A 22,173-nucleotide genomic window follows, 5' to 3' on the forward strand; every position below is an offset into this window, starting at 1 on the left:
TCGCTTCTTCTTACGGCTTGACGTCCATGAGCTTGAGCTCGAAAACGAGTGCCTCGTCCGGACCGATGCGGCGACCGTCGCCGCGCTCGCCATAGGCCAGGTCGGACGGCACGTAGACGCGCCAGTAGTCGCCGATCTTCATCAGCGGCAGTACTTCCTGCCAGCCCTTGAGCACTTCGTTGACCTTGAACTTGAACGGCTCGCCGCGCGCGAACGAGGAGTCGAGCTCCTGGCCATTGAGCAGCGACAGGCGGAAATTCGCGGTCACTTCGCTTTGCAAGGTCGGGTGCTTGCTGCCGGTGCCGTCCTCGATCACGACATACTGCACGCCACTCGGCAACGACTTCACGTTCGGCTTGCTCTTGTTCTCGGCGAAGAAGCGCTGCGCCTTGGACTTGTTCTCGGAAGAGAGCTTGTCGTACTCGCTCTTGGCCTTGCTGTACTGCTCGTACTGGAAGCGGCCGAGCACATCGCGCATCGTTTCTACGGCGACGGTCGGCTGGCGCTTGGCGTAGCCGTCCTGCAGCGCCTTGATGACCTGATTGATGTCGACGTCGACTTTGCGGCCAGCGAGATCGTCGCCGATCTGGAAGCCGAGCGCATAGGAAAGATTCGGCCGATCGGCCGCGGTCAGCGGCGGCGGCGGCTTCTGCTGCTGCGCAGCCGCCGGAGCGGCAGCGGGCGCGGCTGCGGCCGCAGGCTTGCTGTCCTGTGCGGAGAACGCGGAACCGGCGACGAGCACGCCCGCCGCGATGAGACCCAGATGCAACTTCATGCAAACCTCCAGAATGAAAATCCCACGCGAACGCCCGAGAAAATACGGCGCCCGAAGCAAACCTGCGCGAAAGCCGGGCATTCTACCCGAGCCAGCCGATGCCAGCCAGCGATACTACGGGAGCCGCCTGAACAGGGGCTGTTCAGGTGTGTATTTGCTTGTGCATTCGCCCACGAATGAGAAAATCGCGAGGCCAGCATTTGTTTATGCGCTCGTCCTCGAGCGCGAGAATCACAAAGCCGCCATCCTTGGCGGCATTTCGATTAACTTTTGCGATCATCCGTGATCGCGAAAATCAAAAAGCGACCGTCCTTGGCCGCACTCTTCAACAAAAAGCGAGTTCTTCATGGCCTATCGAAATCTGCTTGTCGACGACCGTGGCGCGGTGCGCCGCATCACGATCAACCGCCCGGACAAGCTCAATGCGCTCAACCGCGAAACGATTAACGAACTCGGCATCGCGTTCGGCCAGGCCAAAGCCGATGACGCGGTGCGCGTCGTGATCCTCGCCGGCAGCGGCGAAAAGGCCTTCGTCGCCGGCGCAGACATCGCTGAGCTCACCACGCTCACGCCCCTGCAAGCACAGGAAACCGCGCGCCGCGGCCAGGCGATGATGCTCGGCGTCGAACGCCTCGGCAAACCGGTGATCGCGCGCATCCAGGGCTTCGCTCTGGGCGGCGGCCTCGAACTGGCGATGTGCTGCCACCTGCGTATCGCCGGCGACAGGGCCAAGGTCGGCCAGCCCGAGATCAACCTCGGTGTCATTCCGGGCTTCGGCGGCACCCAGCGCCTGCTGCGGCTCGCCGGACGCAGCGCCGCGCTCGAGCTGTGCCTGACCGGCATGCCGATCGACGCGGCGCGCGCGCACGCACTTGGCGTGCTCACGCGCGTCGTCGCACAGGAAGAACTCGACGCGGAAATCGACAAGCTCGCCGACCAGCTCGCCGCGAGCGCGCCGCACGCCATCGCCGGCATCCTCGATGCGATCCTGATCGGCGGCGAATGCGGTATCGAAGCCGGCCTCGACTACGAGACACAGGCGTTCGGCCTCGCCTTCTCGACCGAGGACATGCGCGAGGGAACGAAGGCGTTTCTCGAGCGGCGCAAGCCCGTTTTCACCGGCAAGTAAGGGCTCGATTCACCGAGCCCAGGTCGTTGCAAAAGCGCCGCCGCCCTAGTCGTGCCCGCCGCGGTATTTCTTCTCGCCCGCCGTCACCCGCATATCGAGCCGGTTCTGCTGTGTCGGCAGCGGGCAGGTCGCAAAAGGCGTGAACGCGCACGGCGGGTTGTAGGCCTTGTTGAAGTCGAGAATCAGCTTGCCGTCCTTCGGCATGGCGGCGTAGAGGAAGCGTGCGGCGCCGTAGGTTTCCTTGCCGCTGGTGCGATCGGCGAAGACGAGGAACAGCTCGGTGTCGCCGGGGTTCTCAAGCATCGGCTCGACCTTGTAGGTCCTGCCGGCATGCTCGAACGTTGCCGCGCCCGGTACAGTGACCTTGTCGATCTGGCCGAGGATGTTCGCCTCCTCGATCTGGTGCGGCGGATCGTAGGCTTCCCATTTCGCTTCGACGCGCCAGGAAGGATCGATGTCGAAGCGATCGATGCCGGCAAAATGCACGCGCGTGTCGGCTGCGCTGTCCTTGATGCGCAGGCCGAACTTGTCGTCGCGTTTGATCAGGTAGAAATTGACCGTGCCGAAGCTGACCGTAGTCGGCTTCTCGTGGCTGTCGTCGGCGAGTTCGGCACCGGGCTTTTTCTCGCCATCGATCTTCGCCTCGGTCGCGCGCGGATCGAGCGAGAACGTAGCTTTGCCGCGGTCGAGCACGATATTGCCGAGGTGCGGTGGCGCTTTGGCGATCACGATGGCATTGTCCTTGGCCGAGCCGATCGTGTTCGTGCCCTCCTTGAGCCACTCCAGGCCGACCAGGCTGAGCCAGCCATTTGGCGACTTCAGTCTCTCGACGCGCTTGGCCTGCCAGGTTTCGATTTCCTTGCGATAAGCCGCGTCATCACTGCCGGTCGCAGCAGCGGCACCCGTTGTCAACATGGCAGTCATCAACACGATTCCCAAATAGCGCATCGCAAAATTCCGGTTGGTTGAATGTCGTCACCGACGCGGCTTAGCGTCCGCGCAGGAACATGCGGTCGAGGTCGGCAATCGAGAGCTGCACCCAGGTCGGCCGGCCATGGTTGCATTGCCCCGATCGCTCGGTCGCCTCCATCTCGCGCAACAATGCGTTCATTTCCGGCAGAGTCAAGCGCCGGTGCGCGCGTACCGAGCCGTGGCAGGCCATCGTCGACAGCATATCGTTATGCGCTTCCTGCAAGCGCCGCGTCGTACCGTGCGCGGCGAAATCGGCGAGCACGTCGCGCACGAGCGCGCCGACGTCCGCGCCTTCGAGCAGGCCTGGATAACGCTTGATCGTCACGCTCTGCGGCCCCGCACGCACGATCTCGAAACCGAGTAGCGCAAGTTCGTCCGCATGATCCTCGACCACAGCCGCTTCGCGCGCGCTGACCGCGAGCGCCAACGGCACCAGCAGAAGTTGCGCACGGATGCCGTCGGTCGCCTGCGCCGCCTTGAGCTTTTCGTAGGTGATGCGTTCGTGCGCGGCGTGCATGTCGACGAGGATCAGGCCCTGCGCGTTTTCGGCGAGCACGTAGATGCCGGCAAGCTGGGCCAGTGCATAGCCGAGTGGCGGCACGTCACCCTGCGATGAAGGCAATGCCGCGTCGTTCGCCGCCGACGCATCGCTGGCGTGGTCGGCGCCGCGCGACTTGTCCGCGCCACCTGCGAGCAGAGCGAGGTAATCGACGCGCGGTTCGCGCACGCCAAGGTTCAATCCGGCCTGGCCGCGCCATGCAGCCGGCGCGACAGGTGCGTAGTTCGCCACCTGCGCTGCACGCATCGCGGTATCGAATGACGATACTTGCTGATTCGATTCGACCGGAATCGGCGAAGTACCGGCAATCACAGAGGTGACCGAACCCGCGCGCGTCTGTGCCAGCGCCTCGTGCAGGGTGCGGTACAGGAAATCGTGTACGAGCCGGCTCTCGCGGAAACGCACCTCGGACTTGGCCGGATGCACGTTGACATCGACGATCGCCGGATCAAGTTCGAGGAACAGCACATAGGCCGGATGGCGGCCGTGGTAGAGCACGTCGGCATAGGCCTGGCGCACGGCATGGGTGACGACCTTGTCGCGCACGAGGCGGCCGTTGACGTAGAAGTACTGCTGGTCGGCCTGGCTGCGCGAAGCTGTCGGCAGGCCGACCCAACCCGAAAGGCGCAAGCCGGCACCGGCATGGTCGACACGCAGGCTCTGCGCCGGGAAGTCTTCGCCGAGTATTTCCGCAAGGCGCACCGCCATCGCCGCCTCGCTTTGCGCGGGACGCATCAGACGCGAAGGCTTGCCGTTGTTCGTCACCCGGAATTCGATCCGCGGCCGCGCCAGCGCCAGAGACTTGACCAACTCCTCGATATGCCCGAATTCGGTGCGCTCCGCGCGCAGGAACTTGCGCCGAGCCGGCACGTTGTGGAACAGGTCGCGCACTTCGATCGTGGTGCCCGCCGGATGCTGCGCCGGCCGCGGCACCGAGGTCTGCCCCGCTTCGACTTCGATGCGCGACGCCGTGTCGGCCTCGCGCGCTTTCGACCCGTCTTCATTTTTCACTTCGCGAGGACGCGACGTGATGGAAAAACGCGACACCGACGCGATCGACGGCAATGCCTCGCCGCGGAAACCGAGCGTGCGCACGTGCTCGAGATCCTCGAGCGAGGCGATCTTGCTCGTCGCATGCGGCGACACCGCGAGCGGCAATTCGTCGGCGGCGATGCCGGCGCCATCGTCGCGCACGCGGATCAGGCGCGAGCCGCCGTCCTCGATGTCGATTTCCACGCGTGTCGCGCCCGCATCGAGACTGTTCTCGACGAGTTCCTTGACGACGGAAGCGGGCCGCTCGATGACTTCGCCCGCGGCGATCTGGTTGACGAGTTCCTGCGGAAGCTGACGGATGCGCGGCATCCGTCCATCATAACTCGGCGCTCAACTGCGCGGCACGCGCGCCAGCGCGATACCCTCAGCGGAAGAGTCGTCGCTGTCTTCGACTTTGCGCGAGGCGAGGCGCTCGGGCTTGTTCTTGTCCGCGGCGACCGCGAACTGCGTGCCCGGCGGTGGGGTCGATTGCAGGTAGGTGCGCATGCCGTTGAGGATCGCGGTCGCGAGCAGTTCGCGCTGCTCGGGATTGTTGAGCCGGCGCTCTTCTTCCGGATTGGTGATGAATGCGGTCTCGACGAGAATGGAAGGCACGTCGGGCGAGCGCAGCACGACGAAGTTCGCTTTCTCGACATAGCCGCGATGAGTCGGCCCGAGCTTGCCGATCGCGCGCAGCACCTGCTGCGCGACCGCACCGCTTGCCTCGATCGTCGAGCTTTGCGACAGATCGAGCAGCACCGCAGCGAGCGTATTGTCCTTGCGGTCGAGCTTGACCCCGCCGACGAGGTCGGAATTGTTCTCGCGATCGGCAAGGAAACGCGCTGCTTCGCTGGTCGCGCCGCGCGGCGACAGCATCCACACCGAGGAACCGCGCGCATCGCTGGAAGTGAACGCGTCCGCATGAATCGATACGAACAGGTCGGCCTTCATCTCGCGCGCCTTGTGGTAGCGGTCCTCAAGGCCGACGTAGTAATCGCCGTCGCGCGTCAGCACGGCGCGCATGCCCGGCGTCTTGTCGATCTGGCGTTTGAGTTCGCGCGACACCATCATCGTGATGTTCTTTTCCTGGGTGCCCGCGTTGCCTTTCGCGCCCGGATCATTGCCGCCGTGACCGGGGTCGATCATGACAACGACGTCGCGCGCCTTCGCCGGCGCGACGCGCGCGGACTTGACGACTTCGGCCTTGCCCTTGCCTTTCGGATACAGGTCGACGACGAGGCGATAGCCCTGGCCGCCGTCGGGCGGCATCAAGAAACTCTTGGGCCGCACGTCGGCCGCGAGGTCGAGCACGACGCGCAGGTCAGTCTTGTTCTGTGCACCGGTGCGCAGCGACTTGAGCAGACCCTTGCCGCCCGGCGCGGCGAAGCTCTCGGCCGCCGCAGAGTCGCGCAGGTCGAGCACGATGCGGTCGGGATTGGCGATCTCGAACAGCTTGTAGTCGACCGGGCCTGCGAGATCGAGGAACACGCGCGTGCGCTCCGCTTCGACCGCGATCTTCGCGGTCTTCAGGTCAGCTGCGGAGGAAAACGGCGTCAGCACCAGCAGCAATCCGCCGACGGTCAGGCGACGCAACGATTGGCACGGAATTCCCCACATGCCGCGAATTGAATCTCAAAGCATGAGAAAAATCAAGGATTTTTCTTTACAAATCCGAGTTCTAGATCATATTCCTGAATGACTACTAGAGATTGTGCTCAGCCCGAAGTCTGACCACTAAGGATGCCAAGCCAGCGCGCGCCGCGCGCTGTTTCTGATTCCAGCCGCAGCCGCCTTCTCGGGCCGGCATGCGCCAGATGCACGATCAAGTCCGGCGCGGGCAGCGCGTCGCCGCCGCGCTCCGGCCACTCGGCAAGCAACAGGAATCGCGCCACGGCCAGATCCGACAAACCGAGGAATTCCAGTTCCTCCGGCGCCGCGATCCGGTACAGGTCAAGGTGATGGATCGGCAGGCCGCGCACTTCATACGACTCGATCAGGCTGTAGGTTGGACTCTTGATCCGCGTGCCCACACCGAGCGCACCGAGCAAGGCACGCGCAAACGTGGTCTTGCCCGCGCCGAGGTCGCCACGCAGATGGATCACGCCGCCATCTTCGAGTCGCCCGGCGAGACGTTGTGCGAGCGCGACCAGTCCGGCCTCGTCCAGCTCGACTTCGTCCAACTCTGTTTTGAATCGGCCGCTCATGCCGCGGCAAAATTGTTGCGCAGGCGACGTAGTGGCCCGAGCAGATCGCTCGCGATCAGACCTGCTTCGCCGTCGCGCGCCGCAACGTCGCCTGCGCGCGCATGCAAGGCCACGCCCGTCCAAGCTGCACCCCACGCATCGAACCCCTGGGCGAGCAGGCTCGCGATCACTCCGGTCAGCGCATCGCCCATGCCACCCGTCGCCATGCCCGGGTTGCCCCAAGGACAGACGGCGATATCGCCGCCTGGATTCGCGATCAGCGTCCCCGCGCCCTTGAGCACGACGACTGCGTGATGCCGGCGGGCCAGCTCGCGTGCGGCAGCGAAGCGATCGCGTGCGATCGCTTCAATGTCGACGCCAAGCAGACGCGCTGCCTCGCCGGGATGGGGCGTCAATACGGCCTGCGCCGGCAGTGCCACACCGTCGTTCGCGAGCAGGTTCAACCCGTCCGCATCGAGCACCAGTGGCTTGCCGGCCGCGATCGCCGCATGCCAGAGCGCATGTCCCCAGGCGCGCCGACCGAGGCCCGGGCCGAGGGCGACCACGCTGGCGCGCTCGAGCAGCGGTTGCAATTCCTGGATGCCGGACACCGCGTGCACCATCAGCTCGGGACGTGCGGCATTGATCGCGGTGACATGTTCGGCCCGCGTCGCCACGCTGACGAGCCCTGCGCCCGTGCGCAATGCCGTTTCGCCTGCCAAGCGGATCGCTCCGCCCATGCCGTGATCGCCGCCCACGGCGAGCACGTGACCATAGCGCCCTTTGTGCCCGTCGCGCGCGCGCGGCGGCAGGACGGCGGCAATCATCGCGGTGTCGAGCAAACAGGTATCGCAAGACTCATTTGCGTGGATTTCTTTCGGCAGGCCAAGCGAATCAACGACCACATCGCCGGCGACGTCTGCGGCGACACCGGTGTGCAATCCGCGCTTGTCGGCGATGAACGTGACCGTCATCGTCGCCCGCACGACCGGCCCGGACGCAAATCCCGTGTCGGCGTCCAGCCCCGACGGCACATCGAGTGCCAGCACGGGCGCGGCGACCGCGTTCAACTTTTCGATCAGGTTGCGTGCGGCACCGTCGGCCGCGCGCGCAAGACCGATGCCGAACAGTGCGTCGACGTAGACATCGGCTTGCGGCCATTGCCCATCCGGCGGCAGAGCGGCGCCGCCGCGTGCACACCAATCCGCATGCGCCCGGGCAGCCTCGCTGCCTTCGCGTGGCGAACCAAGCGCGATCACGACCGCATCAAGACCTTCATCACGCGCGAGCCGGGCGACAACGTAGCCGTCGCCGCCGTTGTTGCCGACTCCGCAAAGGACGGCGATGCGGCGCGCACCGGGCCAGCGCAAGCGCAATTGGTCCCACGCGGCAGCGCCGGCCCGACGCATCAGCTCGTCGCCGGGAATTCGCAACGCATCGATCGCCATGCGTTCCAGTGTGCGCACCTGCGCAATGGTATGGAGCGGGTGACCGTTCATGCGAACAATTATACTTATGGTTATGCCCTCGCCCACCGACTACGTCGAACTCGCCGCGCGCATCAAGCGCTGGGGCGTGGAACTCGGCTTCCAGCAGGTCGGCGTCAGCGCAACCGATCTCGGCGCCGACGAAGCGCATCTGCTGAACTGGCTGGCCGCGGAGCGCCACGGCGAAATGGACTACATGCAGCGTCACGGCGTGAAGCGCAGCCGCCCTGCCGAACTCCACGACGGTACGCTGCGCGTGATCTCGGTGCGCATGGACTACGACCCGCCGCAGGCGCGCGACGCTTGGGAAGTGCTCGACGACCCCTCGCTCGCCTATGTCTCGCGCTATGCGCTCGGTCGCGATTACCACAAGCTGTTGCGTGCGCGCCTGCAGAAGCTCGCCGAGCGCATCGCCGCTGAAACCGGCCCGTTCGGCTACCGCGCGTTTGTCGATTCCGCACCGGTGATGGAAAAGGCACTCGCGCGCAACTCGGGCCTGGGCTGGATCGGCAAGCACACCAATCTGATCAACCACAGCGCGGGATCGTGGTTCTTTCTCGGCGAACTGTTCACCGACCTGCCGCTGCCGGTGGACGCCCCCGCAAGCGAGCACTGCGGCACCTGTACGCGCTGCATCGACGTCTGCCCGACCCAGGCCATCATCGCGCCGAACCAGCTCGATGCGCGTCGCTGCATTTCGTATCTGACGATCGAGCTGCGTGGTTCCATCCCGGTCGAATTCCGGCGCGCGATCGGCAACCGCATCTACGGCTGCGACGATTGCCAGCTCGTCTGCCCCTGGAACAAGTTCGCGCAGAAAAGCGCCGAACCCGATTTCATTGCGCGCCATGGCCTCGACAGCGCGACGCTGGTCGAGTTGTTTGCCTGGAGCGAGGAAGAGTTTCTGAAAAACACCGAAGGTTCGGCGATCCGTCGCATCGGCTACGAATGCTGGCTGCGCAATATCGCCGTGGCGCTCGGCAATGCACCGCACAGCGAGGAAGTCGTCGCCGCGCTATCCACGCGCAAGGAGCACCCCTCGGCATTGGTGCGCGAACACGTGCTGTGGGCGCTTACGCCGCCTGCTTCGGAATCGAATTCTTCGTGTGGCTGAGAGCGTTCTTGCGGTCGACGTAGACCAAGGTCGGCTTGAAGTTGGCGACCTCAGCTTCGTTCAACACGCCGTAGGCGCAGATGATGATGATGTCGCCCGGTGCGGCGCGATGCGCGGCGGCGCCGTTGATCGAGATGATGCCCGAGCCTTCGTCCGCGCGGATCGCGTAGGTCGAAAAGCGCTCACCGTTGTTGACGTTGTAGATGTGGATCTGCTCGTACTCGCGGATGCCGGAAATATCGAGCAGGCGCCCGTCAATCGCACAGGAACCTTCATAGTGCAATTCGGCGTGAGTCACCGTCGCCCGATGAATCTTCGCCTTGAGCATATTGAGCTGCATAACCGTCACCGTAGCAAAAAAACAACAAACTTCGTCAAATTCCGGGACTTCATCGCCGGCTTTAAGCTGCCGCACAGAGGTCGGCTTCAACGCCGACAGTCATTGCCGCAGGCGAAGCCTGTCGGCAATAACGCTAATTGTCTCGCGCTATTTGGGTGCATAGCAACAATCTGCAAGGTACCCCAGCACTTTCAATGGGATAGGCAAATCACACAGGCGAAAAAAAACCCTCAACTGAATCCAGTGAGGGTTTGTAAGTCAGAGTGACGATTACCAAACATGCGCCCTGCGTGCACTGGGGCAACGAGCTCGCGTTGCGAAAATCCCAATGACGGTGGTGACTTTACCACACGAAAAACTTTTTTGCTACAGGTTTGTGAGCAAATTTGTCGGGGGAACGTGATTCGCTTCAAACAATCTCCGGATGGGGGCATTCGGGTCGATCGGCATATTGTCTATGAGCCGCGTCTTGCCGAGCCGGGCCGCGATCAATGAGATCAATCCGTCACGCTGGCCGACGGCTGGCTCGAGCAGGGTTTGCGCCGAGCGCACGACGGCATAATCGGCAACGAAGCCCGCTTTTTCGAGAATCGACGCCGCCAGCCGCTCGACCTCGGCGATCGGCCTGCCCACGTTCACCTCGCCCTGCATGCCGAGCAGCACGGAATGAATCAGGCTGGCGCGATCGCGTTCCTCGGCCGACAGGTACTGATTGCGCGAACTCATGGCCAGTCCGTTCGCCTCGCGCACGATGGGCGCGCCGACGATCTCGATCGGCAGGCGCAGATCGCGCACGAGGCGCTCGATCACGAGCAGTTGCTGGTAGTCCTTGCGCCCGAACACGGCGACGTCGGGCTGGACGAGGTTGAACAGTTTCGTGACCACGGTGGCGACGCCGGCGAAATGGCCGGGGCGGCGCTCACCTTCGAGCGGCGCGGATACGACGGGCACTTCGACGCGCACGGTCTGATCGACGCCGAACGGATACATCTCCTCGACCGTCGGTGCGAACACCAGGTCGCAGCCGTGCGCCGCAAGCCCCGCTTGATCCTGGGCCAGCGTGCGCGGATAGCGAGCAAAGTCCTCGTTCGGCCCGAACTGGGTCGGATTGACGAACACGCTGGCTATGACACGGTCGACTTGCCTGCGGCACAAATCGATCAGGGAAAAATGCCCTTCGTGCAGATTGCCCATCGTCGGCACCAGGCCCACACGCGCGCCTTCGTGCCGCCATGCGGCGATGCGTGCGCGCAATTCCACTGCCGTGGCGACGGTATCCATCGTGCTCAGAACGAATGTTCGGGCGCCGGGAACGCACGGCTGCGCACGGCCTTCGCATAGGCTTTGATCGCGTCGAGAACCGAGCCCGAGCCGGCGAGAAAATCCTTGGAGAACTTCGGCCGCTTGCCAGGTGTGATACCGAGCATGTCGTAGATCACGAGCACCTGGCCGTCACAGTCGACGCCGGCGCCGATGCCGATCGTCGGGATGCGCAGTTCGGCGGTGATCGTCTTCGCCAGCGCCGCCGGCACGCACTCGAGCACGAGCAGCGAGGCGCCGGCTTGCTCGACCGCATGCGCATCGGCGATCAGGCGCTCGGCCGCCGACTTGGTCTTGCCCTGCACGCGATAGCCGCCGAACTTGTGCACCGATTGCGGCGTCAGGCCGAGATGCGCACAGACGGGTATCTGGCGACGGTCGAGCGCATCGATCACCTCGAGCACGTAATCGGCGCCCTCGAGCTTGACCATCGCCGCGCCCCCCTCGGCGACAAGGCGCGCGGACGAGCGCAGCGCGGTGTCGACGTCGCGATAGGTCATGAACGGCAGGTCCGCGATCAGCAGCGGCGTGGCCAGGCCGCGCTTCACCGCCGCGGTGTGGTAGACCATGTCGTCGAGGGTCACCGGCAGGGTGCTCTCGCGCCCCTGCACGACGTTGCCGAGGGAATCGCCGACGAGCACCGTATCGACGCCCGCCGCTTCACACTGCGCGGCGAAGCCGGCATCGTAGGCGGTCAGCATGACGATCTTCTCGCCGGCGGCCTTCATCTCGAACAACCGCGGCGCGGTGACGGGCGGCTTGGCAGCGGATTGGGGTTGGGCGGACATGGGGCGCTCGGCGGACGCGGGCCGCGTAGTGTATCGAATCGCCTAGATGCGTGGTGCGGCGCCGCAATTCAAGGGAGCCTCAAGTCGCGCTGTCCACCGGAGCGACGCCATGAGTCGCACCGGCTCGCGCCAACAGCTCACCTACCCGCCCTTGTCCTGGCACGGCGAGATCCGGCGCGATTTCGGCCAGCGGAACGAGCACGAAGGCGCGCTCGTGCAGGCGCGGATGCGGCACCTGCAGGTCGGCGCCCTTGATGCATCCGCTACCGTAGAGCAGCAGGTCGAGGTCGAGTACGCGCGGGCCGTTGCGCTCGCCGTCGCGGCGGCGACCAGCGCGCTGCTCGATCGCGAGCAACTCGCGCATCAGCGTCTGTGCGTCGAGCCCGGTTTCCAGCTGCGCCACCGCGTTGATGAAGTCCGGCTGCTCGACGCCTCCCCAGGGCGCGGTGCGATAGAGACGCGAGCGCGCGACGAGCCGCGTTTGCGGTAACGCATCCAGTTCGAGCAGCGCACGCTCGACCTGTCTGTCCGGGACGTCGAGATTGCTGCCGAGGCCGATGTAGGCGGTAACCACGGTGCTTCGACTACTCGGACGGCGCCTGCACGGCGTCACCGGGCGGCCGCTTGCGGCGACGGCGTGGACGTTTTTTCGGAGCAGCCGCGACGGCGTCGCTTGCGTCTTCGGTGGCGACGGCCGGTGCTGCCGGCATCGAGTTCATCTGCGCGGCCAAATCGTCGTGCTCCAGCGTCTGCGCCTGCGTCCACCACTCCGCCAGTGCGGCAGTCTCGGCGCTTTCGCCAGTGCGCAGGAGAAGAAAATCGTAGGCTGCGCGGAAACGCGGGTGCGCGAGCAGGCGGAACACGCGTTTCTTCTGCCTATTCTCGAAGCGCGGCTGCAGCGACCAGATTTCCTCGATCGCGAGCGCGAACCGACGCGGTATGGCGACGTGTTTCGACTGCTCGTTCATCACGAGGTTGCCGATGCGAATCCATGCCAGATTCATGTCCGTGCCGCGCGCAAGTTCCTTTTCGACCTGCGCCCGTACCGGCCCCCAGAGCAGGATCGCGAACAGAAACGCCGGCGTCACCGGCTTGCCCTCGGCGACACGCGCGTCGGTGTTGGCCATGCCCTGCTCGATCATCGCGCGGAACGTCGCGCCGCTACGGATCGCCAGTGCGCGCGCGGTCAAAGGATAGACGTCGGCGAGCAGACCGGAGGCATCGAGTGCGCGGAAGCTCTTCAGCCCGCTGCCGGCCATGAACATCTTCAGCGACTCGTCGAACAGTCGCGCTGGCGGTGCCTGCAGCAACAACTCGCCGAGCTCGTCGAACGGCGCACGCGCATCGGCCGCGATCGTGAACTCGAGTTTGGCCGCGAGGCGTACCGCGCGCAGCATGCGCACCGGATCCTCGCGATAGCGCAACACGGGATCGCCGATCAGGCGCAGCTCGCGCCGCATCAGATCCTCGTAGCCGCCGACGTAGTCGCGCACGGAGAAATCGGCGATGTCGTAATACAGCGCGTTGACGGTGAAGTCGCGGCGCACTGCGTCTTCCTCGATCGTGCCGTAGACGTTGTCACGCACGATGCGGCCGTCGACGACGTGGCGATCGCCGGTGCCGTCATCGCTGGAACCGCGGAACGTGGCGACCTCGACGATCTCGTTGCCGAACACGACGTGGGCGAGGCGGAAACGACGTCCGATCAGACGACAGTTGCGGAACAGGCGCTTGACGTCCTCGGGCGTGGCGTTGGTCGCCACGTCGAAATCCTTCGGCCGCCCGCCGAGCAGCAGGTCGCGCACCGCACCACCGACGAGGAAGGCGGAAAAACCGGCTTCGTTGAGGCGATAGAGCACGCGCAGTGCGCCCGAAGAAATGTTCTTGCGCGAGATCGTGTGCTGTTCGCGCGGAATGACGCGCAGATTCACCGCTACGGCGGCGCTGGGGCTGGATGGGACAGTCTCGGTCATTCTTGTTGTTTTCGGTTCTTCTTGCAGACAGCTGCGGACGCGTGGGCACCTGTTTCGCGGCCGGTGAAAACGATATACTAACGCGCTTGCGGCACAGACCCAATCCGCTCCCATCGTCTAGAGGCCTAGGACGGGGCCCTCTCAAGGCCTAAACAGGGGTTCGAATCCCCTTGGGAGCGCCAAAAAAACACTTTGGAGCTACTGCGCTCGGTAATTTGCGCGCGTACGGTGCTCGGATTGCTCATGTACCGTGAGTACACTCCGCATCCTGCGCTCCGTGCGCGCGCAAATTCCCTTCACTCGTTACGCTCGAAAGCGATTTTTGCCACGGTTGAGCGCCTTCGCTCGCGACGCTTCTAGCCGAAAAGCCGTTCTATCCAGCACAAAAAAGCACCTCTTATTCGATCATGCCTTTCGTCGTCACCGAAAACTGCATCAAGTGCAAGTACACCGACTGCGTGGAAGTCTGCCCGGTGGATTGTTTCCACGAAGGGCCGAACTTTCTCGTGATCGATCCGGAAGAGTGCATCGACTGCACGCTGTGTGAGCCGGAATGCCCGGCGAACGCGATCTATCCGGAAGACGACGTGCCGGCTGGCCAGGAGCAGTTCGTCCAGCTCAATGCGGAGCTTTCAAAGTCGTGGCCCGTGCTGACCGTACGCAAGGATGCTCCGTCCGATGCGAAGGAATGGGATGGCAAGCCGGACAAGCTGCCGCTGTTGGAGCGTTGAAACTCGATCCGAAATTGTCTTCCGCAAAATGAAAAAGGGCGCGACTTATTCGCGCCCTTCTTTTTTTGCCTCAATGCTTCGACACTCAGGACAAGCGTTCGCGCAAGGCCGCGATCACGCGCTGCGCGGCGGCTTCGCCCGACTTGTCGCCCGGCGCCGGCACGACGCTGACGCGCGAGCCCCCCGCATCCTCGCTGACGTTGACGCGCAACGCCGCCTTCACACTTTGCGTCTGCGCCTTGTCGCTGCCGCCGCCGAACGGGTGCAGGATGCGCGAATACCAGTGATGCTCCTTCGGTGCGGCAGGCTGGTTGGTGACTGCGCCGTCGAAATCGTAGGCGTAGCTATGCGCCGCATCGTCCTTGCTCGCCACCTTGCCGAGCTGGACGCGCTCGAGCGCGAGACCAACACGCTGGTAGGCGTTGTCGACCGAATCGGCGATATGCAGATCCACCGGCCCAGAGACCACGGCCGTCGTCGGTGGTGCGCTGCTGACGCCCGCGGCTGAGGACGCGCCCGCCGCAGGTGCCGTGGTGCCCGGAACGACGAGTTCGCGCGTCGTCGGCGGCGCATCGAGATCGGGCGGGACTTCGAGCGGACGGGTTTCCTGCACGCCCTTGTAGTACTCGGCGCGATCGCGGTGGAACCAGCCGCAGCCGCCGAGCAGGGCGGTGGCAACGATGAGCGTCGGAACGGACCAACGGACAAGAAAATGGCGCTTCACGGTTGCAATCCTGAAATGGGGGGATAGTTTAGTTGCAAATCGGGCATCCTGCCGCCCGATTTTGATTGGATCGGGCAAACAAATGGCCGCGGCAAAGCCGCCACATTTGTCGCATCAAGCGCAAAGCACCTGATGCGCTGGTACATCCTGTACCGGACGAGCCGTTCTTCAAACCGCTCAATTTTAAGCTGCGCTGCTGTGCCGCGGCTGAATCGACGCGGCAAGCTGCATCACCGTGTCGAGCACGCTGCGGGCGCGCCCGTGGTACGCAGCCGACAACGTCGTCAGTGGCAGGCGCAGTTCGCTCGTGCCGATGCCGAGATGGGCAAGCGCCCATTTGAGCGGAATCGGGTTCGGTTCCACGCCGAGCAGATCGAACAGCGGCATCAGCGCGTCGTGCATTGCCTGCGCCTGCGCGCGATCGCCGGCGCGCGCAGCATCGCACAGCGCACGGAACGGTCGCGGCGCGGCGTTGACCGCAACCGAGATTACGCCTTCGGCGCCGGCCAGCATCGCAGCCATGCCGGTCGGATCATCGCCGCTCAGGAAAACGAACTGGGGACCGTTGAGTGCGGCCAGCGCGGCAACGCGCTCGACGTCGCCGACCGCTTCCTTGATGCCGACGATACGATCGTGCAGCGCCAGCTTCGCCACGGTGTCAGGCTTGAGGTCACAGCCGGTGCGTCCCGGGACGTTGTACAGCACCACGGGCAGGCCGCCGCGATCGGCGACTTCGGTGTAGTGCCGCAGCAAGCCTTCCTGGGTCGGGCGGACGTAATAAGGCGTGACAACAAGTGCCGCCTCCGCCCCGAGTCCTTGCGCGCGGCGGGTCAGCTCAATCGTCTTGCGCGTATTCGCCGTGCCAGTGCCGGCGAGGATCGTCGCGCGCCCGCCGGCACGGGAGACGGCGTGCCGAAGCAACTGGTCGTATTCGGTAGTCTCAAGTGCATGCGCTTCGCCGGTGGAGCCGGCAACGACGAGCCCTTGAGTTCCACCTTCGAGCTGGAAATCGATCAATCGAGAGAAGGCATCGAAATCGACCGCGCCTCCGCGAAACGGAGTGGCGAGAGCGCAGATGCTTCCGGCGATGCTCTTCAAGGCGTGCTCGTTGCGAAACGCGGGGATTTCAAGGGACTGGCGATGTTACTTGCGGGTAGGAGGCGTGGCAAGTATTCTGGCCGCATGCCCACGGGCCCAAGAACCATCAGGACGGCCTTGCCTTGACCGACGCAACGCAACGCCCCGCCGCGAACGAAAACTACCTGTTGATCAGCGCGTTCGCGGAGCACGCCAAATCCCCGCTGGTCGCCATCGCCAAACGCATCGCCGACAGCAGTTGCACCCTTGCCGAATCGCGTGTGGCGATGCTCGGCCAGGAAGCCGCCGTGCTCGTGCTCGCCCAGGGGCCGTGGGATGCGATCGCGAAACTCGAATCCGCTCTCGCCCGCCTCGAACGCGAGGAACGCATGCGCCTGTCCTATTCGCGCACCGGCGCAAAGCCCGTCCAGACCAACCTCCTGCCCTACGTCGTCGAGGTCGTAGCGGCCGACAAGCCCGGTATCCTTTACCAGCTCGCCGAGTTCTTTCAACGCCATCAGATCAGCATCGAGCAATTGCAGTCGACGCGCTATCGCGCGATGCAGACCGGCGCGGACATGTTTTCGGCGCAGATCACGATCGGCATTCCGTCCGACACGCACATCGCCGGGTTGCGCGACGACTTCCTCGAGTTCTGCGACGGACTCAATCTCGACGCGATCATGGACCCAATGAAATTCTGAGGTGACGAACCGCACATGAAAGTCGGCGACAAAATTCCAGACCTGCGCGGCGCCGTCGGCGACGACGAGGAGATCCGCCTGCGCGACCTCAAGGGCAAGTACGTCATCGTGTATTTCTATCCGAAGGACGCGACGCCGGGTTGTACGCTCGAAGCGCAAGACTTCCGCGATCACAAGAAGGACTTCGCCAAACGCGACGCCGTCGTGCTCGGCGTCTCGCGCGACTCGCTCACCTCGCACGGCAAGTTCAAGCTCAAGCAAGCACTCAATTTCGAGCTCGTTGCCGACGTCGACGAAACTTGGTGCAAGGCGTTCGATGTGATCCACGAGAAGGTGCTCTACGGCAAGCGTCACCTCGGCGTGGTGCGCTCGACTTTCCTGATCGGTCCTGACGGCAAACTCAGGCGCGAATGGCGCGGGGTCAAGGTGAAAGACCATGCCCGCGCCGTGCTCGAAGCACTCGACGCCGAGCGCAAGTGAGCCAACCGGCATCGTTCAGCTGTCACATTCCTGCCGCACGCTGCGGCCGCATCGCTCCTTTCCACCGACCGACGAGGGTAGCCATCGCATGACCCGAGGCAAGCGCATCTACGTACTCGACACCAACGTGCTGATGCACGATCCGACTGCCCTGTTCCGCTTCGAGGAACATGACGTGTTCCTGCCGATGACGGTGCTCGAGGAACTCGATGCGGCGAAGAAAGGCACTTCGGAAGTCTCCCGCAACGTCCGCCAGGTCAGTCGTTTCATCAACGAACTGATCGAGCAAGGCAACGGCAAGTCGATCGAAGGCGGCCTCGAACTGCGCCTGCCGAAGACGCTGCAGCTGAAGAAGAAAGGTGCGCAGGTCGGCCATCTTTACTTCCAGACGCAGAACTTCACCCCGATCAACGGCGCGGCGGCGAAGAAAAAAGGCATCCCAGACAACCTCATCCTCGCCTCGATCGTCGACTTGCGCGAGCAGCGGCCCGACGTGCCCGTCGTGCTCGTGTCGAAGGACATCAACCTGCGCATTAAAGCCTCGATCTACGGCATCCAAGCCGAGGACTACGAGAACGATCGTGCGCTCGACGACTTCAGCCTGCTCTACAAGGGCTACAACGAACTGCCGGCGAACTTCTGGGAGAAGCATTCCGAAGTGCGTTCGTGGTCCGAGCGTGGCCACACGTTCTACGAGATCAAGCTGAAGAAGGACGAGGCCTGGGTCGCGCAGGAATTCGTCTATTTGCCCGGCGAGGACGAGATCGAGATGCGCGTGCTGCGCGTCGTCGACGGCAAAGCCACACTGCAAATCATCGACGACTACCGCGGCTCGCACGCGGTCTGGGGCGTGCACGCGCGCAACCGCGAGCAGAATTTCGCACTCAACGCGCTGATGGACCCGGAAGTCGATTTTGTCTCCCTGCTCGGCACGGCCGGCACCGGCAAGACCCTTCTCGCGCTCGCCGCAGGCCTCGCGCAGACGATGGACACGCAGCGCTACCGCGAGATCATCATGACGCGCGCGACGGTTTCGGTCGGCGAAGACATCGGCTTCCTGCCCGGCACCGAGGAGGAGAAGATGACACCGTGGATGGGCGCGCTGACCGACAACCTCGAAGTGCTTGCAACGCCGCAGGAAGGCGGCGCCTGGGGCCGGCAGGCAACCAACGATCTGCTCGCCTCGCGCATCAAGATCCGCGCGATGAACTTCATGCGCGGTCGAACATTCTTGAGTCGCTACTTGATTATCGACGAGGCGCAGAATCTGACCTCGAAGCAGATGAAGACGCTGATCACGCGCGCCGGCCCCGGCACGAAGATCGTCTGCCTCGGCAATGTCGAGCAGATCGACACGCCCTACCTGACTGAGACGACCTCGGGCCTCACCTACGGGGTCGATCGCTTCAAGGATTGGCAACATTCCGCTCACGTCACCTTGCGCCGCGGCGAGCGCTCGCGGCTGGCCGACTACGCTTCGGAAATGCTGTAGGTTCGTCTTTGTCCCACACAAAGAAAAACGGCCGCTGCATGCGGCCGTTTTTTTGAATTACTGGCAACCTGCAGGCGGCTGTCCCAGGCGGACTAAGGGCAGCGTGCCGCTGAGCCCCTTGTTCACACCGTCGGTGAAGCTGTAGGTGATGCTCATCGTCGTGCAGGTCGTGAACGCGACGTTGGCGGTGCCAACGGTGACCGTCTTGTAGTTGCTGCCGGGCGGGGTCATGAAGGCACCGCCGGTGCCGGCGAGAATGTCCGCGGTGTACGAGCTGTCACTCGGTCCGGCTTGTTTGGTCTGCAGCGTGAACCAACTTTGGCTTGCGCCACCGCCGGTCTGCTGTCCATTTGGCGTGTAGGTAAACCAGCTACCGAAAAGGGAGGAGCCCTGACTCGTAGTGTAGGGAGTCAGAATCAAACCTTGTCCGCTCGTGCTCGGATTATACCAACTACCGGAATACCGATCGGCAGCAACGGCCATGCCGCTGTCACCGCTTGCCGTACAGGTTGCGCCTCCGGTCAATCGGGTCAGGCCGATGAAGCCCTGGCGATTGCTGCCGTCGCTGAAGGTATAACGCAGCAGGCCGTGCGTACAGTCGGTGAACTGCAGGGTCGCCTGCCCGACCGCAACCGGCGACACGCTAGGAGCGGCGGCGAAATTGCCACCGGTCCCCGTGTAGATCGTCAGCGCTGCCATCTTGTCGGTGCTGCTCACGTCGCCCTGCAACGAATACCAGCGCTGTCCTCCTGCGGCGGTGACGTCGTAGGTGAACCAGCCTGCAAACAGCCTGCCGTGGCCCGCGCCATTTGCATCGGCGGTGGATTCGAGGACGATGCCCTGCCCACTCGTGCTCTGGTTGTACCAGGCACCGGTGAGACCATGCTGGTTCAGATTCACCGTCAGGCCGGCCGAACTGGTGACCGCACTGTAGTTCGGCACCGAGCCGACCGTGATTGGTCCACGCACGATGTTCGCACTCAGATCGAGAATCGCCACGCCATTGCCGCCCGAGAGGTTTACGTACGCAAACGCGCCGTTTGAATCCACCGATATTCCGAGCGGCAACGAGCCGACTATCATTTCCGCGGTCACTTTGTTGGTCACCGTGTCGATGATCGAAACGGTGCCGCTCTGATAGTTGGAAACGTAGACATGGCTACCGTCGGGAGCCATTGCCATGCCGATCGGGCCGATGCCTACCGGTATCGTTGCGACTTCGACATCCTTGGTCACGTCGATTACAGAGACTTTGCCGGCCTGTCCGCTGTCACCCGCACCGTAATCCGCAACGTAGGCGAAGGTGCCCGCCGGATTCACCACGATACCGACCGGATTGCCAAGGCTCAACGCAATCGTGGTACTTGCAGCGGTGTTGCTGGTCGTGTCGATCGCAACCACTCGACTCTTGTCGGCAAGGGTGACGTAGGCCTTTTTCCCATCGGGCGTGAACGCGACGCCGATCGGCACACCCGGGACGGGGATGGTGGTCGTCTGTTTGTTCGTCGCGGTATCGATCACCGACACCGTATTGCCCACGCTGTTGGTGACGTAGGCCGCCGTACCCGCCGGATTCACCGCGACGATCTCCGGCCGCACGCCGACGGTGATCGTGGCGATGACCGTGTTGAGCGTGGCCGAAGTCGGATCGGAATCGACGACGGCTATCGTGCCGTTCGTCTTCAAGTCGGTGCTGTCACCGTAATTGGCGACATATACGCGCGTTCCCGCGGGATTGATCGCGACTCCAAGCGGTCCCACACCGATACCTGGTGTCGCCGCCGCCGTCGTCGTCGCCGCAACCGTCTGCGGAACCGTCGCTACTATCTGATTCGTCGACAGATCGACGACCGAGACGGTGTTGCTCGAATAATTGGCAACATAGTTGAACGGCGCGGCGAATGCCGCGGGCGCGCACAAGGCCAGACACAAGCTTGCAAGGGAGCGCCTCGCGTTACGGAATCTTCTCGAGGAATCGATTGCGCCAGACCAACCCAGCGACACTTTCGGCAACCCCGCGCTGGACGCGTTGCTCATTGCTTGCACCTGTGTTCGGACTACGAGCGCGGAATGATACGTCAAAACCGGCAACGGCTGCGGCGCGATCAGCCTCGTTGCCGGTATCGTTCAGTTCGCGTTCCGGCCACGGCGCAACGCGACGCCGAACTCAGAGGAATCCGTTTCGACGACGCCCACGCAGCCCGAGCAAGGCGGCAGCGAACATCGAAGCGACCAACGCACCAAGACCCATCGGCGACAGCATGGGCGCGCCGACCGTCGCCGTAGGCGGCGGCGGATCCACGCAGACGGGAGGCGCGATCGCCAATCCGCGCATTCTCGACTTATACAAGGGGTTGGTCTTCGGATCCGCAATCGTGCCGAGCGTCGACATCGTGCCTTTCGCCGGATCGATCTGGGCCAGCGTATTGAGCTGGCTCGGCAATGGCGAGTTGTTGAGATCGTTGTAATTGCGCAGCAGACTCCAAAGCGTTCCCGAGGCGTCGAATGCACCATCCACCGGATTCGGCACGGCGATGCCGTATGCACCGATTGCGCCGGCCGTAGCCGTGCTCATATTGATACTGTAGAGGTTCGCGTTGCCGCTGCCGCCGAAGCCATACAGCGTGCCGCCTTTAGCCGCCAAGCTGGTCAGCTTCACGCCGAGGTTGCCGACCAGGCGCGTCTGTCCGTTGGTCGGTGTCACTTCCCAGAAATTGTTGTTTTCGGACGAGGCCATCCATAAACGGCCATCGCAACTGAATGAGAGTGACAGACTCGCGGCGGAAGGAGTCCCCGCAAAGCCGCTGAGTGGGCCCACGACCGAAGCGCTGCCGGACACCGGATTCAAGGTCACCAGTAGCGGTTGGGATGCCTTGAGCGGCAGCCCGACGGCGTACAGTTTCTGATCCGTGCCGAACGTCAGACCGCTGATCAGCAAGAACGGATTGGTTGGATCGGCGTTGTACAGCCCGGCTGATCCCACAGGCACAGTCGACCTCGTCGTAAGATCGACCCTGTAAATCATCTGCGAATTGTCAATCGTCGACGGCTCACCCGCGGTGTAGGCAACACCCTGCGCGCGGCACAAACCGGCGACAACGAGCAAACTCGCGGCGATGAAGGCGCGCAAAGCCATCGGATTTTATTTTTGTAGTAGTAATTATTGGTAATCGTCAGCCAATCGCTAAGTTTCAGCGACAGGCGCGTTCAGCCTAGCACAACGCATGCCGAAAGCAAAGAGCGAGACCCGGACAGGCAATCACATCCCGCACGGGCGTAGATAGGCCGCGGAA

Annotated in this window: 21 protein-coding genes and 1 tRNA gene; 7 read left to right on the forward strand and 15 right to left on the reverse strand. The window is 63.7% G+C overall.

What is annotated here, in order from left to right:
- Positions 1–10: 10 nt before the first annotated feature.
- A complete protein-coding gene (locus tag F455_RS0100745) occupies positions 11–775 on the reverse strand; it encodes an FKBP-type peptidyl-prolyl cis-trans isomerase (protein WP_018971339.1) in 765 nt (254 codons plus the stop codon).
- A gap of 346 nt (positions 776–1,121) precedes the next feature.
- Between F455_RS0100745 and F455_RS0100755 the strand changes: the two genes are divergently transcribed.
- Complete coding sequence (locus F455_RS0100755; RefSeq protein ID WP_018971341.1) at positions 1,122–1,904, forward strand: enoyl-CoA hydratase/isomerase family protein; 783 nt, start codon at positions 1,122–1,124, stop codon at positions 1,902–1,904.
- Positions 1,905–1,949: 45 nt separating this feature from the next.
- Here the strand turns inward: F455_RS0100755 and F455_RS0100760 are convergent, their stop codons facing one another.
- The 5 genes from F455_RS0100760 to F455_RS0100780 all read right to left on the reverse strand — a co-directional run bounded on the left by F455_RS0100760 (position 1,950) and on the right by F455_RS0100780 (position 8,149).
- Positions 1,950–2,828 carry a DUF1684 domain-containing protein gene (locus F455_RS0100760; protein ID WP_245539928.1) on the reverse strand — a complete coding sequence of 293 codons (879 nt, stop codon included), beginning with the start codon at positions 2,826–2,828 and terminating at the stop codon, positions 1,950–1,952.
- Positions 2,829–2,892: 64 nt separating this feature from the next.
- Positions 2,893–4,797 carry a DNA mismatch repair endonuclease MutL gene (mutL, locus tag F455_RS0100765; RefSeq protein ID WP_018971343.1) on the reverse strand — a complete coding sequence of 635 codons (1,905 nt, stop codon included), beginning with the start codon at positions 4,795–4,797 and terminating at the stop codon, positions 2,893–2,895.
- Positions 4,798–4,818: 21 nt separating this feature from the next.
- On the reverse strand, positions 4,819–6,084 hold the full coding sequence (locus tag F455_RS0100770) for an N-acetylmuramoyl-L-alanine amidase (protein WP_157578360.1): 1,266 nt from the start codon (positions 6,082–6,084) through the stop codon (positions 4,819–4,821).
- A 98-nt stretch (positions 6,085–6,182) separates the two neighbouring features.
- A complete protein-coding gene (gene tsaE / locus F455_RS0100775) occupies positions 6,183–6,671 on the reverse strand; it encodes a tRNA (adenosine(37)-N6)-threonylcarbamoyltransferase complex ATPase subunit type 1 TsaE (RefSeq protein WP_018971345.1) in 489 nt (162 codons plus the stop codon).
- Positions 6,668–8,149, reverse strand: a complete 1,482-nt coding sequence (locus F455_RS0100780) for a bifunctional ADP-dependent NAD(P)H-hydrate dehydratase/NAD(P)H-hydrate epimerase (protein ID WP_018971346.1) — start codon at positions 8,147–8,149, stop codon at positions 6,668–6,670. The genes tsaE and F455_RS0100780 overlap by 4 nt, the downstream gene beginning before the upstream one ends.
- Positions 8,150–8,171: 22 nt before the next feature.
- Here F455_RS0100780 and queG point away from each other — a divergent pair, with 22 nt between their 5' ends.
- The gene (gene queG, locus F455_RS19250) at positions 8,172–9,251 is read left to right on the forward strand and encodes a tRNA epoxyqueuosine(34) reductase QueG (protein WP_018971347.1); all 1,080 of its coding nucleotides are present in this window, start codon (positions 8,172–8,174) and stop codon (positions 9,249–9,251) included.
- Here queG and panD read toward each other — a convergent pair.
- The 5 genes from panD to pcnB all read right to left on the reverse strand — a co-directional run bounded on the left by panD (position 9,211) and on the right by pcnB (position 13,672).
- Positions 9,211–9,591: an aspartate 1-decarboxylase gene (gene panD / locus F455_RS0100790; RefSeq protein WP_018971348.1), complete on the reverse strand. Its 381-nt coding sequence runs from the start codon at positions 9,589–9,591 to the stop codon at positions 9,211–9,213. The genes queG and panD overlap by 41 nt on opposite strands.
- Before the next feature lie 366 nt (positions 9,592–9,957).
- Positions 9,958–10,872 (reverse strand): pantoate--beta-alanine ligase, encoded by a 915-nt coding sequence (panC, locus tag F455_RS0100795; RefSeq protein ID WP_018971349.1) that lies wholly within the window; start codon positions 10,870–10,872, stop codon positions 9,958–9,960.
- A gap of 5 nt (positions 10,873–10,877) precedes the next feature.
- The gene (gene panB, locus F455_RS0100800) at positions 10,878–11,699 is read right to left on the reverse strand and encodes a 3-methyl-2-oxobutanoate hydroxymethyltransferase (RefSeq protein WP_018971350.1); all 822 of its coding nucleotides are present in this window, start codon (positions 11,697–11,699) and stop codon (positions 10,878–10,880) included.
- Positions 11,700–11,778: 79 nt separating this feature from the next.
- Positions 11,779–12,273: a 2-amino-4-hydroxy-6-hydroxymethyldihydropteridine diphosphokinase gene (gene folK, locus F455_RS0100805; RefSeq protein ID WP_018971351.1), complete on the reverse strand. Its 495-nt coding sequence runs from the start codon at positions 12,271–12,273 to the stop codon at positions 11,779–11,781.
- Positions 12,274–12,283: 10 nt separating this feature from the next.
- Positions 12,284–13,672: a polynucleotide adenylyltransferase PcnB gene (pcnB, locus tag F455_RS0100810; RefSeq protein WP_026292932.1), complete on the reverse strand. Its 1,389-nt coding sequence runs from the start codon at positions 13,670–13,672 to the stop codon at positions 12,284–12,286.
- A gap of 106 nt (positions 13,673–13,778) precedes the next feature.
- On the opposite strand from pcnB, the gene F455_RS0100815 reads away from it, so the two are divergent.
- Both F455_RS0100815 and fdxA read left to right on the forward strand, forming a co-directional pair.
- A tRNA-Glu gene (locus F455_RS0100815) sits at positions 13,779–13,854 on the forward strand.
- 225 nt (positions 13,855–14,079) lie between these two features.
- Positions 14,080–14,403 (forward strand): ferredoxin FdxA, encoded by a 324-nt coding sequence (gene fdxA / locus F455_RS0100820; RefSeq protein WP_018971353.1) that lies wholly within the window; start codon positions 14,080–14,082, stop codon positions 14,401–14,403.
- A gap of 85 nt (positions 14,404–14,488) precedes the next feature.
- On the opposite strand, the gene F455_RS21695 is transcribed toward fdxA, so the two are convergent.
- Both F455_RS21695 and dapA read right to left on the reverse strand, forming a co-directional pair.
- The gene (locus F455_RS21695; protein ID WP_018971354.1) at positions 14,489–15,127 is read right to left on the reverse strand and encodes a hypothetical protein; all 639 of its coding nucleotides are present in this window, start codon (positions 15,125–15,127) and stop codon (positions 14,489–14,491) included.
- Positions 15,128–15,310: 183 nt separating this feature from the next.
- Positions 15,311–16,225 (reverse strand): 4-hydroxy-tetrahydrodipicolinate synthase, encoded by a 915-nt coding sequence (gene dapA / locus F455_RS0100830; RefSeq protein WP_018971355.1) that lies wholly within the window; start codon positions 16,223–16,225, stop codon positions 15,311–15,313.
- Positions 16,226–16,347: 122 nt separating this feature from the next.
- Between dapA and F455_RS0100835 the strand changes: the two genes are divergently transcribed.
- From F455_RS0100835 to F455_RS0100845, 3 genes are all read left to right on the forward strand, one after another.
- Positions 16,348–16,908: a glycine cleavage system transcriptional repressor gene (locus tag F455_RS0100835; protein WP_018971356.1), complete on the forward strand. Its 561-nt coding sequence runs from the start codon at positions 16,348–16,350 to the stop codon at positions 16,906–16,908.
- A 15-nt stretch (positions 16,909–16,923) separates the two neighbouring features.
- Positions 16,924–17,388: a peroxiredoxin gene (locus F455_RS0100840; protein WP_018971357.1), complete on the forward strand. Its 465-nt coding sequence runs from the start codon at positions 16,924–16,926 to the stop codon at positions 17,386–17,388.
- Positions 17,389–17,476: 88 nt separating this feature from the next.
- Positions 17,477–18,880 carry a PhoH family protein gene (locus tag F455_RS0100845; protein ID WP_018971358.1) on the forward strand — a complete coding sequence of 468 codons (1,404 nt, stop codon included), beginning with the start codon at positions 17,477–17,479 and terminating at the stop codon, positions 18,878–18,880.
- Positions 18,881–18,937: 57 nt separating this feature from the next.
- On the opposite strand, the gene F455_RS21700 is transcribed toward F455_RS0100845, so the two are convergent.
- Both F455_RS21700 and F455_RS0100855 read right to left on the reverse strand, forming a co-directional pair.
- The gene (locus tag F455_RS21700) at positions 18,938–20,917 is read right to left on the reverse strand and encodes a beta-propeller fold lactonase family protein (RefSeq protein WP_083918742.1); all 1,980 of its coding nucleotides are present in this window, start codon (positions 20,915–20,917) and stop codon (positions 18,938–18,940) included.
- A gap of 130 nt (positions 20,918–21,047) precedes the next feature.
- Entirely contained in the window at positions 21,048–22,016 is a 969-nt protein-coding gene (locus tag F455_RS0100855) for an NHL repeat-containing protein (protein ID WP_018971360.1), read from the reverse strand.
- Between the last annotated feature and the right edge of the window lie 157 nt (positions 22,017–22,173).

This window comes from Rudaea cellulosilytica DSM 22992 (genome assembly GCF_000378125.1).
Lineage (GTDB): Bacteria > Pseudomonadota > Gammaproteobacteria > Xanthomonadales > Rhodanobacteraceae > Rudaea > Rudaea cellulosilytica.

Excerpts from the sequence above, each read along its gene's own strand:
- F455_RS0100745 (WP_018971339.1), bottom strand. The coding sequence starts at position 775 with ATGAAGTTGCATCTGGGTCTCATCGCGGCGGGCGTGCTCGTCGCCGGT.
- F455_RS0100755 (WP_018971341.1), top strand. The coding sequence starts at position 1,122 with ATGGCCTATCGAAATCTGCTTGTCGACGACCGTGGCGCGGTGCGCCGC.
- F455_RS0100760 (WP_245539928.1), bottom strand. The coding sequence starts at position 2,828 with ATGACTGCCATGTTGACAACGGGTGCCGCTGCTGCGACCGGCAGTGAT.
- mutL (WP_018971343.1), bottom strand. The coding sequence starts at position 4,797 with ATGCCGCGCATCCGTCAGCTTCCGCAGGAACTCGTCAACCAGATCGCC.
- F455_RS0100770 (WP_157578360.1), bottom strand. The coding sequence starts at position 6,084 with ATGTGGGGAATTCCGTGCCAATCGTTGCGTCGCCTGACCGTCGGCGGA.
- tsaE (WP_018971345.1), bottom strand. The coding sequence starts at position 6,671 with ATGAGCGGCCGATTCAAAACAGAGTTGGACGAAGTCGAGCTGGACGAG.
- F455_RS0100780 (WP_018971346.1), bottom strand. The coding sequence starts at position 8,149 with ATGAACGGTCACCCGCTCCATACCATTGCGCAGGTGCGCACACTGGAA.
- queG (WP_018971347.1), top strand. The coding sequence starts at position 8,172 with ATGCCCTCGCCCACCGACTACGTCGAACTCGCCGCGCGCATCAAGCGC.
- panD (WP_018971348.1), bottom strand. The coding sequence starts at position 9,591 with ATGCAGCTCAATATGCTCAAGGCGAAGATTCATCGGGCGACGGTGACT.
- panC (WP_018971349.1), bottom strand. The coding sequence starts at position 10,872 with ATGGATACCGTCGCCACGGCAGTGGAATTGCGCGCACGCATCGCCGCA.
- panB (WP_018971350.1), bottom strand. The coding sequence starts at position 11,699 with ATGTCCGCCCAACCCCAATCCGCTGCCAAGCCGCCCGTCACCGCGCCG.
- pcnB (WP_026292932.1), bottom strand. The coding sequence starts at position 13,672 with ATGACCGAGACTGTCCCATCCAGCCCCAGCGCCGCCGTAGCGGTGAAT.
- fdxA (WP_018971353.1), top strand. The coding sequence starts at position 14,080 with ATGCCTTTCGTCGTCACCGAAAACTGCATCAAGTGCAAGTACACCGAC.
- F455_RS0100840 (WP_018971357.1), top strand. The coding sequence starts at position 16,924 with ATGAAAGTCGGCGACAAAATTCCAGACCTGCGCGGCGCCGTCGGCGAC.
- F455_RS0100845 (WP_018971358.1), top strand. The coding sequence starts at position 17,477 with ATGACCCGAGGCAAGCGCATCTACGTACTCGACACCAACGTGCTGATG.
- F455_RS21700 (WP_083918742.1), bottom strand. The coding sequence starts at position 20,917 with ATGAGCAACGCGTCCAGCGCGGGGTTGCCGAAAGTGTCGCTGGGTTGG.
- F455_RS0100855 (WP_018971360.1), bottom strand. The coding sequence starts at position 22,016 with ATGGCTTTGCGCGCCTTCATCGCCGCGAGTTTGCTCGTTGTCGCCGGT.